13 protein-coding genes and 1 rRNA gene are annotated in these 12767 nt (G+C 40.7%); 8 read left to right on the top strand and 6 right to left on the bottom strand.

The features are described 5' to 3' along the window. Positions 1-265: 265 nt before the first annotated feature. Together CA730_RS01275 and tsaB are read right to left on the bottom strand one after the other, a co-directional pair. Positions 266-1752, bottom strand: a 16S ribosomal RNA gene (locus CA730_RS01275). Between the two features lie 278 nt (positions 1753-2030). Further along, positions 2031-2690 (bottom strand): tRNA (adenosine(37)-N6)-threonylcarbamoyltransferase complex dimerization subunit type 1 TsaB, encoded by a 660-nt coding sequence (gene tsaB / locus CA730_RS01270; RefSeq protein ID WP_096662992.1) that lies wholly within the window; start codon positions 2688-2690, stop codon positions 2031-2033. Positions 2691-2805: 115 nt separating this feature from the next. Here tsaB and CA730_RS24005 point away from each other — a divergent pair, with 115 nt between their 5' ends. Further along, on the top strand, positions 2806-2952 hold the full coding sequence (locus tag CA730_RS24005) for a hypothetical protein (RefSeq protein WP_157749892.1): 147 nt from the start codon (positions 2806-2808) through the stop codon (positions 2950-2952). Here CA730_RS24005 and CA730_RS01265 read toward each other — a convergent pair whose 3' ends face one another. Continuing rightward, on the bottom strand, positions 2953-3201 hold the full coding sequence (locus CA730_RS01265; RefSeq protein WP_096662989.1) for a Ycf34 family protein: 249 nt from the start codon (positions 3199-3201) through the stop codon (positions 2953-2955). An 86-nt stretch (positions 3202-3287) separates the two neighbouring features. Between CA730_RS01265 and CA730_RS01260 the strand changes: the two genes are divergently transcribed. The 3 genes from CA730_RS01260 (at position 3288) to CA730_RS01250 (ending at position 6407) form a co-directional block, all read left to right on the top strand. Next, complete coding sequence (locus CA730_RS01260; RefSeq protein WP_172891245.1) at positions 3288-4559, top strand: CCA tRNA nucleotidyltransferase; 1272 nt, start codon at positions 3288-3290, stop codon at positions 4557-4559. A gap of 47 nt (positions 4560-4606) precedes the next feature. Further along, positions 4607-5404, top strand: a complete 798-nt coding sequence (locus CA730_RS01255) for a Tab2/Atab2 family RNA-binding protein (RefSeq protein WP_096662983.1) — start codon at positions 4607-4609, stop codon at positions 5402-5404. 241 nt (positions 5405-5645) lie between these two features. Beyond that, a complete protein-coding gene (locus tag CA730_RS01250) occupies positions 5646-6407 on the top strand; it encodes a metallophosphoesterase family protein (RefSeq protein WP_096662980.1) in 762 nt (253 codons plus the stop codon). Here the strand turns inward: CA730_RS01250 and CA730_RS01245 are convergent, their stop codons facing one another. Next, a complete protein-coding gene (locus tag CA730_RS01245; RefSeq protein ID WP_096662977.1) occupies positions 6408-7271 on the bottom strand; it encodes a M48 family metallopeptidase in 864 nt (287 codons plus the stop codon). It lies immediately after the preceding gene. 285 nt (positions 7272-7556) lie between these two features. Between CA730_RS01245 and CA730_RS01240 the strand changes: the two genes are divergently transcribed. Both CA730_RS01240 and CA730_RS01235 read left to right on the top strand, forming a co-directional pair. After that, a complete protein-coding gene (locus CA730_RS01240; protein WP_096662974.1) occupies positions 7557-8090 on the top strand; it encodes a DUF4330 domain-containing protein in 534 nt (177 codons plus the stop codon). 92 nt (positions 8091-8182) lie between these two features. Beyond that, complete coding sequence (locus CA730_RS01235; RefSeq protein WP_096662970.1) at positions 8183-8938, top strand: armadillo-type fold-containing protein; 756 nt, start codon at positions 8183-8185, stop codon at positions 8936-8938. Positions 8939-8948: 10 nt separating this feature from the next. Here CA730_RS01235 and CA730_RS01230 read toward each other — a convergent pair whose 3' ends face one another. Beyond that, a complete protein-coding gene (locus CA730_RS01230; RefSeq protein ID WP_096662968.1) occupies positions 8949-9623 on the bottom strand; it encodes a glycoside hydrolase family 24 protein in 675 nt (224 codons plus the stop codon). A gap of 719 nt (positions 9624-10342) precedes the next feature. Between CA730_RS01230 and CA730_RS01225 the strand changes: the two genes are divergently transcribed. Next, positions 10343-10969: a DUF1997 domain-containing protein gene (locus CA730_RS01225; protein ID WP_096662965.1), complete on the top strand. Its 627-nt coding sequence runs from the start codon at positions 10343-10345 to the stop codon at positions 10967-10969. Between the two features lie 177 nt (positions 10970-11146). After that, a complete protein-coding gene (locus tag CA730_RS01220; protein WP_096662962.1) occupies positions 11147-12004 on the top strand; it encodes a Uma2 family endonuclease in 858 nt (285 codons plus the stop codon). A gap of 160 nt (positions 12005-12164) precedes the next feature. On the opposite strand, the gene CA730_RS01215 is transcribed toward CA730_RS01220, so the two are convergent. Continuing rightward, positions 12165-12635: a DUF4079 domain-containing protein gene (locus CA730_RS01215; protein ID WP_096662959.1), complete on the bottom strand. Its 471-nt coding sequence runs from the start codon at positions 12633-12635 to the stop codon at positions 12165-12167. Positions 12636-12767: the final 132 nt, after the last annotated feature.

Here is a 12767-nt window from a genome sequence, read left to right as displayed (position 1 = left end):
ATCCATTCAATGTCTGTGTCTGCCTGCTATTTCTCTTTCTCTTATGCAGTTTTCAAGGTTCTGGCTGGAATTTCACCCAGCAGTCTAACTGTTATGGTTAGGTGCTGACTTTGATTCAGTGATGATCCAAAATTCAATTTTTGAACTAAGCCGAATAATACTTTGAAAGATATCTACCAATCTCGACCGACCTAGGTTAGACCAATTTAGTTTCTATTAGCAATTGACATTGCTCTCGACAATCTAAATGGATTAGGTCTCCCTAAAAGGAGGTGATCCAGCCACACCTTCCGGTACGGCTACCTTGTTACGACTTCACCCCAGTCATCAGTCCTACCTTAGGCATCCCCCTCCAAAAGGTTGGGGTAACGACTTCGGGCGTGACCAACTTCCATGGTGTGACGGGCGGTGTGTACAAGGCCCGGGAACGAATTCACTGCAGTATGCTGACCTGCAATTACTAGCGATTCCTCCTTCACGAAGGCGAGTTGCAGCCTTCGATCTGAACTGAGCTACGGTTTCTGAGATTCGCATCACATCGCTGTGTAGCTGCCCTTTGTCCGTAGCATTGTAGTACGTGTGTAGCCCAAGACGTAAGGGGCATGCTGACTTGACGTCATCCCCACCTTCCTCCGGTTTGTCACCGGCAGTCTCTCTAGAGTGCCCAACTTAATGCTGGCAACTAAAAACGAGGGTTGCGCTCGTTGCGGGACTTAACCCAACATCTCACGACACGAGCTGACGACAGCCATGCACCACCTGTGTTCACGCTCCCTAAGGCACTCCTATATTTCTACAGGATTCGTGACATGTCAAGCCTTGGTAAGGTTCTTCGCGTTGCATCGAATTAAACCACATACTCCACCGCTTGTGCGGGCCCCCGTCAATTCCTTTGAGTTTCACAGTTGCCTGCGTACTCCCCAGGCGGGATACTTAACGCGTCAGCTACGGCACAGCTCGGGTCGATACGAGCTACGCCTAGTATCCATCGTTTACGGCTAGGACTACTGGGGTATCTAATCCCATTCGCTCCCCTAGCTTTCGTCCCTCAGTGTCAGTTTTGGCCTAGCAGAGCGCCTTCGCCACCGGTGTTCTTCCTGATATCTACGCATTTCACCGCTACACCAGGAATTCCCTCTGCCCCGACCATACTCTAGCTTTGTAGTTTCCACTGCTCTTATCACGTTGAGCGTGACTCTTTAACAGCAGACTTACTATGCCACCTGCGGACCCTTTACGCCCAATCATTCCGGATAACGCTTGCATCCTCCGTATTACCGCGGCTGCTGGCACGGAGTTAGCCGATGCTTATTCCTCAGGTACCGTCATTCTGTTCTTCCCTGAGAAAAGAGGTTTACAACCCAAGAGCCTTCCTCCCTCACGCGGTATTGCTCCGTCAGGCTTTCGCCCATTGCGGAAAATTCCCCACTGCTGCCTCCCGTAGGAGTCTGGGCCGTGTCTCAGTCCCAGTGTGGCTGATCATCCTCTCAGACCAGCTACTGATCGTCGCCTTGGTAGGCTCTTACCCCACCAACTAGCTAATCAGACGCAAGCTCTTCTTCAGGCAGCAAGCCTTTCACCTCTCGGCACATCCGGTATTAGCCACCGTTTCCAGTGGTTGTCCCCGACCTGAAGGTAGATTCTTACGCGTTACTCACCCGTCCGCCACTATCTCCGAAAAGACCGTTCGACTTGCATGTGTTAAGCATACCGCCAGCGTTCATCCTGAGCCAGGATCAAACTCTCCATTTTGTTTCTTTCGAGTTTGTTGGCTCCGAAATTAGTTAAAATCTCGAATCCTCTTTCAATTATCTTTACGACGAGGATTGGTTTAATCTATTCTTTCAAAGTATTATTTTTTCTCGGTTCAGTTGCCGGAAGTTGTTTCTCTTTTCGGCACTCATCTAATATAACAATCCTTTCTCTTTCTGTCAAGGGGTTTGATAAATATTTTTTAGCGGTGGGTAAAACCAGAGGCTATTTCCAGTTAAGGGCTTTATATGGCAAGGGTTAAACGGATTTCGATAACTTCAAATATCTACTGGGTGTTGCCCATAATAAGGTAGAGCTTCTGACCAATGGGGATTTTTTCCTTGCTGCCAATCTAAATAGGCTAATTCCAAAATGCTGTTGACGGTGGCTGCTAAGTGAGATGTGGCTGATATTAACCGATTGGTATGCCAATTAGTTAGGATTTCTTGCCATGCAGACGGGGTGAATAATGTATCTGATAATAGGGCTGTAATGCCCGAATTATCAGGGTTGGGTTGATAAATAGCACCAAAAATTTGTCCCCGTTGTGCTGGCATTTCTACGGCAATTATTGGATGTTGGCAGTTTTTTTGGGATTTATGGGCTTGCCAAGCTACTGCGGCTAGGGTGGAAACTGTAAATGCTGGAATGTTTAGCTGTTGTGCTAGTGTGCGCGCAGTGACAACTCCGATGCGAGTTCCTGTGAAACCACCAGGTCCTTGGGCTACGGCGATAAGTTCTAGGTCTGCCCAGGTTCGTGGTTTAATTACTTCAACTAGATATTGATGAATGTGACTGGATAGGTCACGCCCTAAGTTCCAAACTTGAGATTGGGGATAGTCTGCAAAGTTGCTAATTGCTAAACCGAGTTCTGGTGTGGTGGTGTGCAATGCTAGAGCGTATTTATCTGGTGGAAGATGTTTAATTATGGTTGTCAAGGTAAATGCAAATATATTTTTCTGATAAATAATACAGCATAATTCAGATGTTAAAGGTGAAACAACCTTAATTTTGGGCTTTTACTCTTTTTCTGCTAGAAAATACCAAATGTGAATGAACCACGAAGAAGCGAAGGACACGAAGAAAGAAAGAAAGAAAGAAAGAAAGAAAGAGAATAATTGGAAGTTAATGGAGTTTGTGAGAATTGGTGTTGCTGATTTTGGCTGTGAATACTCAGCAACATCCCAAAATCTAGCCTAATTAGGTGGGGACTAATTCACCTGGACGCAATTTAGACCATTTACCTGTTTCTTGTTTGAAGCTGAGACAACCAACAACGTCCCATTCCATTTCAATTATTTCGCCTTGTGTGCGAATATTGACGTTGATGGAGGGTTCGTTGGGGTCAAAATCTGGTGTTTCTGTCAGGTGTGGCTGTTGGTGCTGGGTTTCTACGGCGTTGTAGGTGACGCAGCGGTCTACATAGCGGCAATTCACGCAAATACACATAATAGATCCAACTTTGGGAAGCTTTATAGTTAATGTAGCTTAATGCAAAATAATCGGCATTAGTTACTAGGTTGATTTTTATGACAATGGATGAATTAGTTGCTGCTCGTTTAGCTGCCAAAAATTGGCCTTTTAGTCTGGAATATTTGCCACAACCTGTTTATATGGTGGGTGGTGCGGTGCGTGATGCGATTTTGGGTAGGGTTCGGGAATATGTGGATTTAGATTTTATTATCCCAGTGGATGCGGTGAAGGTAGCGCGAAAGATTGCTCAACGTTATCAAGCTGGTTTTGTGTTACTTGATGCCCAAAGAAAAATTGCCCGTGTGGTGTTTCCTGAGGCTACGGCTGATTTTGCTCAACAGGAGGGGGAAAGTTTAATTACGGATTTGCATAGAAGGGATTTTACTATTAATGCGATCGCCTATAATCCCCATACTCAAGAAATTATTGATCCTTTGCAAGGCTATAAGGATATAGAATCTGGACTTTTACGGATGATATCACTTATAAATCTACAAAATGATCCTTTGCGGTTAATGCGGGCTTATCGTCAAGCTGCCCAACTTGGTTTTACTATTGAACCAGCTACTCAAGAGACAATTCGCAGTTTAGTAACAAGCATTGTTCAGGTAGCAACGGAACGGATACGGGTAGAAATTGGTTATTTGTTAGCAAGTTATCACGGGACATTTTGGCTAAATACTGCTTGGAAAGATGGTGTTTTGACTAGTTTTTTTAAGAACGCAACTGATGAAAGTTTTATTAAGTTAGCTGCTGTTGATCAAGCTGCCGCTTTAATTAGCCAAGGTTGGCAGGAGTTAGGAGAAGAATTAGCAAATTATGTGCGAGAAACTGTGAAAACTTCTTGGTTAGCTACTGCTAAACTAGCTTGTCTTGTGGACTTAAGCCCGGAAATTGCCGAAGTTGAATTACAGGAACTTACCTATAGTCGAGCAGAAATTAGAGCGGTGACAACGGGATTAAGACTGTTTGCGGAAATAAAGGCGATAAATATGCCTTTGCGAAAACAGTATTTTCTGTTTCGGGAAATGGGAATTTTATTTCCGGCTGTGTTGGTATTAGCTTTAGCAAATGATATTGTGGCGAAGGGGATGTTTGAAGAAAGTATGTTAGTTAGTTATGAACCTTTAATTAAGCGCTATCTTGACAAAAACGATGTGGTTGCACACCCTATTCCTTTACTCAATGGTAAGGACATGATGAGGGCGTTAAACATTCCAGCTTCACCATTTGTAGGTGAGTTATTAATGGAGGTTGGTGTTGCTCAAGCTGAGGGGAAAATTTCTACAGTAGAAGCAGCGATAGAATTTGCCAGAAGTTTAGTCAAAAACTAAATTTGCTATATTCACTTTTGAGTTGTTTAATTTTTATGGAGTCGGGAATGAGTCTGATTTGGCAGGCTGATTTTTATCGTAGTCCGCTAAAAAATGTTGAAGGGCAGGTGTTATGGGAGTTGTTAGTTTGTGATGAAACTCGCAGTTTTGCGTTTACAGCAAGTTGTCTCCAATCCCAGGCTAATTCTACTTGGCTTGTCCAACAATTACAATTAGCGGGTGAGGACAAGTTACCAGATTTAATTCAAGTATTTCGTCCTCAGTCTTTAAGTTTAATGACAATTGCGGCAAATAATTTAGGGATTCGGGTTGAAGCTACTCGGAGAACTTTGGCTCTAAAACAGTGGTTAGCAGCGAAACAATATCCTGTAATTGTAGATAAACTACCTCCATTACCATTACCGGAAAATCTATGGGGGGAGGAATGGCGGTTTGCGACGATTCCATCGGGTGATATTGTGGATGAGTTTATAGAACGGCCAATTCCTTTTTTGCAAATACCAGAATTTCTCAAACCGATTAATCTGGGTTTAGCTTCAATATTACCTATACCTGGTGTGGTGATTTACGGTGGGAGACAATCTATGCGGTTGGCGCAATGGTTAAAGGAAAGTCAGCCTGTTTCATTAAACTACATCGCTGGTGCGCCCGATGGGTTAGTATTAGAATCTGGTTTAGTAGATAGGTGGGTGTTGGCGACTTTTAGCGATGAGGAGGTTACTGCTGCGGGTAAATTGTACCAAGATAGAAAACAACTAAGTCAGGGATTGCATTTCTTATTAGTGCAACCAGATGATTCGGGAATGACTTATAGTGGTTTGTGGTTATTGCAAGATGAAGATTAAAAACTGATGCTTGTTATATTTTGTTACCGAGGACAAGCCTACTTAAACATGAAAATTAATGTATAATAAGAGTCTTGGGTGTTAGTAATTATTTATATAGGAACTTGGCAAGTTAACCAAATGTCATCATAATGATTAAAGAAATCATAACTTAGTCAAGTTTTCTTGACCTTTTAAACGAAAATTAGATCAATCAAAGTTTAGTCGAGATATTCAGCTAATTCATGTAAGCTAGAAGCAAATGAGCGAAATTAGTCAGCGCAGGGTTGTTATTGGTGATGTGCATGGACACTATGAATGTTTGATGTTGCTGTTGGAGAAAATAGCCCCTACATCAGAGGATCAAGTATATTTTTTGGGAGATTTAATTGATCGTGGTCCAAAAAGTGCCGATGTTGTTGAGTTTGTTAAAGAAAATGATTACCATTGTTTGCTAGGTAATCATGAGCAGATGTTATTGAATATAATGACTGGTAAGAATGGTGCGTCCACAAATATGCAAACGTGGTTATATAGTGGAGGACAGGCTACCATTGCTAGTTACCAATCGGCAACAATTCCGAAACAACATCTAGATTGGTTTGAGAGTTTGCCCACATATTTAGATTTGGGAGATTTTTGGTTAACTCATGCGGGTGTTGATCCAAAAAAGAGTGTCCAAGAACAGACTGCGGAAGAACTATGCTGGATTAGGGATGAGTTTCATCGGATAGAGCAACCATATTTTGCAGATAAGTTGATTATAGTTGGTCATACTATAACTTTTACCTTACCTGGTGTAGCTCCTGGTAATTTGGCGCAAGGGCAGGGATGGTTAGATATTGATACTGGTGCTTATCATCCCCGTAGTGGTTGGTTGACGGGGCTGGATATTACGAATAAATTGGTTTATCAGGCTAATGTGTTTAGTAGGTCTGTGCGGACTGTGGCTTGGGAAGAGGTGATGACAATTGTTCAGCCACAAGAGTTCGCAGGTAGCCGCCGTCATAGAAAACGAGAATAATTATGGCAAAAATGCTCTCATTTTGCTTTGATACAAGGGATTATCTAAACCATAATTTTGACGGCTGGGTTGATTATTAATCTGATTTTGCAGAGAGATGACGCGATCGCTCGCTCCTGGATGTGTACTTAAAAATGTAGGTACGGAACTACTTCCTTGTAGCTTTTTCATGAAAGAAACCATTGCTGACTGAGCATAACCAGTGCGGGTTATGTTTGCTAATCCTCTTTTATCAGCATCAAATTCGTCTTGGCGACTGCGGGGAAGATTAAGGGCGAGTTGCACACCAATTCCTACAGCTTTACTTTTATCTAAACCGGATACGGTAGCTACACCACTGGTTATAGCTCGTTGTCGCATTTGCTTAATTAAATGTTTGCCTTCGATATGTCCCATTTCATGAGCTAATACACTGGCGACTTCGGCTTCATTATCTGCTGTTTTTAACAAACCTGTATTTACATAAATAAAACCACCGGCGGTTGCAAAAGCATTAATAGCAGGATCTTCGACTACTTGGAAAGTATAAGGAATATTTGGGCGAGTGCTATTAGCTGCTAAACGTCTACCTATTTGTTCAACATAGCTGTTTAGTTGTGAGTTACGAGAAATTCTGACTTCTTGCTGTATTTCTTGATTCATTTGCTGCCCAAAATCAACTTCCTGGCGATCGGATATATTAGATAGGTTAAATATTTGGGTTACTTGTGGGACTATACGGATCAGATCGCTAAAACCTATAGCTTTACTTGATAATGGTGTACTCAGGCACACAGTTAGAGCAACGCTTACAGAAATGAACGGATACAAACAACGACGCTGCCACAAACGATAATTTGTCCAAATTCCTTGAGAGTTAATCATAATCCATTTATATGAGATTGGTGTGAGAACTTAAAATTAGAGGACGAATTTTCAGTTTACTAAGTTGCATTTTCAACTCCAGATAGTGCAAATAACCAATTCAAATAACTTGCTGCTACTATGACACTGAAGCTCCTGCAATCATGATAAACTGTCGCATAACCATAATGTCTAGTTTCTGTCAATTCTGATTCAGTGATCAAGATTGTGGATCACTTGAAAAAACTTGACGGTACAATCAATTACTTCACTGAAAACTTAACTGCAACTTAACCAAACCTGATTATGGCTATTTTAGATTCTAAAGGTCGCTTGTTCGGTAAAATCAACCTATTAGATTTAGGGGCTGCATTAGTAATTTTGCTAGTGATAGTCGGTATCTTTATTTTCCCTGGTACTTCTGGTTCTGTGGCTCAAGTGGGTGCGAAAACAGTACCTATTGAGGTAGACTTACTGGTACGTGGACTCAATGTTCGTAATCCTCAACAATTAATGAAAGAAGGATTCACAAAAGGCGGTAAAACTAATGTGATTATCCGTAATCAACCCTATGGTCAAATTGGGATTAAATCGGTTGAGCAGTTAGAGAGAACACTGACAATTGGTCAACCAGATGGTTCTGTGAAAGAATTACCAGATCCTAGAAAAATTAACTTTAGTACAGATTTTCTCTTGACTTTAGAAGGACAAGCTAGAGTCACTAAGGATGGGCCTGTCCTTGGTAATAACAAAGTGAAAATTGGAATGCCTTTTGAATTAGAAGGTTTTAACTATAACTTTAATGCGTCTGTAGTTGATATTCGATTACAGAATAAATAGTATTTTGTTTAAGGATAAAATTCTCCTGGTTTCATCCTTAAAATTAGTAAAAACTATCCATTTATATTTTTGTAATCAAGTAGGTAAATACTGTGGCACAGGCTTCGTCTTCTTGGCGACAATTGATTAATCAAGTTTCAGAAATTCAGATCAAGATTCCCAAACATCAAGTGTTTAAACATCTCTCTGAACCTGGTGTTTTGCTGGGATTACTGACAATTATTGTGGCTATGCTGCTTTGGAGTTGGCAATTGCTGTTAGCTCTAGTTGTGGGTATTGGGATGATGGTATTTACTTACTCAGTGCAAAAATGGAATTGGCAATTGCGCTGGTTAGAAATACGTAAGTTGATGAGTAGCACTAATAGTAGGTTAGCTTATGCGATCGCTAGTGGTGGTATTGCGACTGTGATAACTTACATGGCTTCGGCAATTTGGGTTGATGCTCCTAGTCATTGGTTGGCTGCTGGTGCTATTGTTCAAGGCATGGGAACGCTATTAACTTTAATTTTGCTGGTGTGGCAAATATTCAGTGTTCAAGGAAATCGAGAGGAAGATTATCTTGATCAATTGTTAAACAATTTAACGGAAAAGGATTCTTTAAAACGGTTACTTTCCATCCGTCAACTCAATAAACTGATTACCCGTCAGCGAGTTGATACGTCAATACAACAAGATATCGGGGAATGTTTACAACTATTACTGAGTCAGGAACAAGAAGTCATGATTCGGGAAGCTGCCTTGGATTGTTTGCAAAATTTAACTGGGTTGCAAGTGCTAAAGCCTATTCAAACAAAGGTATTTATACCTGTATCAGCCAAATTGAAGAGCAAAGTTATTGTAGATTGAGCTAATTGTTCTATTTTGTATTTTTAGTTTGGTTATTTTGCTTTAATTCTTCTTTGAGGACTTGCTGGTAAATCTTGGGTAAGGAACTACTAACAGAATTATTTTCTATCCCGTACCCTAAACTTGTCCATGTAGGGGAGAGTTTTCGGAGAACGTCATTTAATTTTTGTTGCTGCAATAGTTTAGGGATATCTACACCCCAAACTTTTGCATCATTTAACCAACGGTAAACTACTACATCTTGATACTCTGCTTCAAAGCTATAATTAGTCCAAAACATCATTTTTGTAGGTTTTGGATGATAGCGGGTGGCAATTTGATCCCACGTAGTATTAATAATTTGATATCTACCTGCGGCTGTGGAACAATTACCTGTATTCGGTCCTGTGATGATAGTGACACATTTTTGAGGATGATGAGTGAGATCGTGAACTTGTTCACCACCATACAAGAGAGAGTAGGGACGATTACCACTGGCTTCGCTGGCGGATATAGTTCTCATTAATGCCCGAATATAAGGATCTCCACCTTTCATGACTAGGGGAGGCTGTTTTCTGGTAAATATAGGTTCGGGGGATAATTGTATATCCCCAAGAATATACCACTGAAACAGGTAAACAAAGCCCAAAAGTGAGGCTATGGGAGCGATGAGTTTTTCTACACCTTTCAGTTCAAAGTTTTTCAGAAATTTAACTCCTTTTAGTTATTTCTTTGGACTAATAAGCAAAAATTAACTTTTTTTTAATTCGGAAGATTACTCGGCTCGGTAATATTGCTATGATGACTGCATTTTGGTATTTAGCTACAATATCAATTATTGAATGACTGTCAGTAACCCAGCCCTAAAGGGACTGAGCTTGGAAGAAATTGCAATCTGTACTGACCACACCACCCTAAGCGTAGTCTAAGGGTAGCCGTTATTTGAGTCACGACACCTCGAAATGCGTAGCTAGTTTCCCGCTCTGTCGCTGTAAGTTAAACAGTTCTAAGGTAACAGGAACAGTGTTTTCAGCCTAACAAGCTCTTATAACAGGTCAAGGCTAACATCACCCCAGAAATGGGAGTTGGTTTCCAGATTCCAATCAAAAATCTGGGTTCAATTTTAACATCCACAGCGGTTAAAACCCCTCCTGTCGCGGCTGGTGATCTGCCTCGAACCATCCATTTCAGCGTCTTTAGACACGCTCGGTTCCCACTTACCGCGAGGTTTTATGAATTGCTTACACCTAAATTTACCATTTTTCTCGTTGTTGACTGACCTACATAATTAGTTCATGCTGTTTGTGTAAAGTTAATGACAATTTGTTGAAATTTTCGTGAAAATTGGATTTTGATGCGAAAAAGCTTCCCTGAAGCGGGAATGATGAATATAGACAACTTTCCAGATATAGAAAAAACAAATTTATGGTTACAAACAATAGTAAATATCAATCATGGGAAGTAGTAGATGAGACTGTATTACAGGAGGCTCATCTAAGCGCAACTAAATTTTATGGTAATTATCAAGATGCTATGGAAATGTATGCTCCTGTGGAGCAGGTAGAGAAGTATTTTAGTACTCACTCTTCCTGGTTTGGTCGTTGTGCAGAACCGATGAAGGTAAGCCGGATAGGTGAAAATAGTTATGCTTTGGCGGTAGGTAAATTTGGTGCTTTTGGTTACGATGTAGAACCGAAGATTGGCTTGGAGTTGTTAAAACCTGAAGATAATGAATTCCAAATCCGAACTATTCCTGTACCTGATTATCAGTCACCTGGTTATGAGGTAGATTATAAATCATCAACACGATTGATAGGTGATTTAGATGGGGTTACGCGGGTGGAGTGGGAGTTGGATTTGGTTGTTGAGTTGCAGTTTCCCAGATTTATTCAGCGATTACCCTATTCGTTAATTCAGTCTACTGGCGATCGCATCCTGAATCAAATTGTCCGTCAAGTTTCCCATCGTCTCACACACAAGGTACAAAAAGATTTTCATCAATCTCTGAATATTCCTTTTCCGCAAAAGAAACAGAAGAAACAGAAGAAATAGGGAACAGGGAACAGGGAACAGAAAAATCAATTGTGTAATTTATTGTGTCCTATTACTTAATAACGGTCTCAGGTAATGTTGTCCGTATTTAGTATACTTCCTAACTTTATGGTCGGCGATACCTTCGCTTAGGACTGTGTTAAACTATAAAAAATAAATTAAGGTGATGAAGTTGCTATGGTATTAACAAAACCAATCATTGCACCACCAACTACATCTGAAGACGATCAAATCACACTCCCCGACCATACACAATTGCCAGATTCAGATGGAACTTTTGTGAAAAACTTTCAAGAACTACCACAAAGTATAATTCTCACAACTTCTATAGAACCAATTTTACAAAAACTACACCCTGACGGACGATATTGTATTGGACAGGATAGCGGTATTTATTGGCGAATTACAGAACCACCAGTCAGAGGAGCAGAAGCGCCAGATTGGTTTTATGTTCCCCATGTTGCTCCTTTATTAGCAGGAGTATATCGCCGTTCTTATGTAATGTGGAAGGAAATTGTTGCTCCATTAATTGCTATTGAATTTGTCTCTGGTGATGGTTCAGAAGAAAGAGATAGGACATCATTGTATGATATTGATGAACAAACTGGAGAACCAAAGAAAGCTGGTAAATTTTGGGTATATGAACAAGCAATTCGCATTCCTTTTTATGCTATTTATGAGGTAGAAAAATCATCGGTTGAAGTCTATCATCTTGTAGATGGCAAGTATGAGAAAATGCCAGCTAATGAACGAGGGCATTATCCGATTCCACCCATGGGAGTGGAGTTGGGGATTCAACAAGATACGGAAATACCTTGGTTACGTTGGTGGACTGAAGATGGTGAGATGTTGTTGACTGGCAATGAACGAGCAGATCAACAACAGCGAAGGGCAGATGAGCAACAACAAAGAGCAGATGAGGAACAACGAAGAGCAGATGAGGAACAACGAAGGGCAGATGAGGAGCGCCAACAAAAAGAAAAATTAGAGGCTTATTTGAAATCTATCGGTGTTAATCCTGATGAAATTCCGTAGAGGATGTTTTAAAAGTTGATGGCGACTAGAAGTCGCTACTACACAAACAAAGTCCACCTACGTGGACTAATGAGAAATAAAAGGTTTCAAACGCAGGTGGGTTTCGTCTATATAGCCGCGACTTCTAGTCGCCAGGGTTGGTTATATAACAACTGACAATCTATGCTTTAGTGAGGATTCTTTGGATGATTTGGACACCAGAGAGTGCTTGCCAGATAAAAAGCCCTAAAATAGCAAAATTTAACAATATATGAGTTATTCGCGCCCAATTTGCGCCTTTTTGCATGAAAGGAGATAGAGATGCGGAAAAAGCTATTAAACCTGTCATCCCTAATCCGGCTAATAGATGAGGTCCGACAAACAACTTACCATTATTAATGTAGGTAACAGCCATACCACCGATTGAACCTGCTACCATTAAAGCTAACATAATAGAACCAATTTGGTGATGTTTAATGGTATAACGCCCTTTAATTAGTTCTTTCTTTTCTTCTCCCTGAGCATTTCTGGTACGCTGTACTTGTAATCCTAAATATGCAGCATACAAGGAAAGTGCTAATAGTACCCACATAGTAACTGGGTGAGCGAAGTTCAACCAGAATCTGATTGTTGGAGTTAGTTCAAAAGCCATATTTTTTACTTCCGATTATTAAATCTTCATAAAACTTAGCATACATTTATTTTTCTTCCGTAGCAATTTTTCAATCTTGCCAAAGTGTAATCTGGAGTTGGAATCAGTCACATCTACCAAAACAGGATATAA

Origin of the sequence: Dolichospermum compactum NIES-806 (genome assembly GCF_002368115.1) — a bacterium.
Classification (GTDB): domain Bacteria; phylum Cyanobacteriota; class Cyanobacteriia; order Cyanobacteriales; family Nostocaceae; genus Dolichospermum; species Dolichospermum compactum.
The sequence above is the reverse complement of the archived record's forward strand: the minus strand, read 5'-3'. Positions and strand labels throughout refer to the sequence as shown.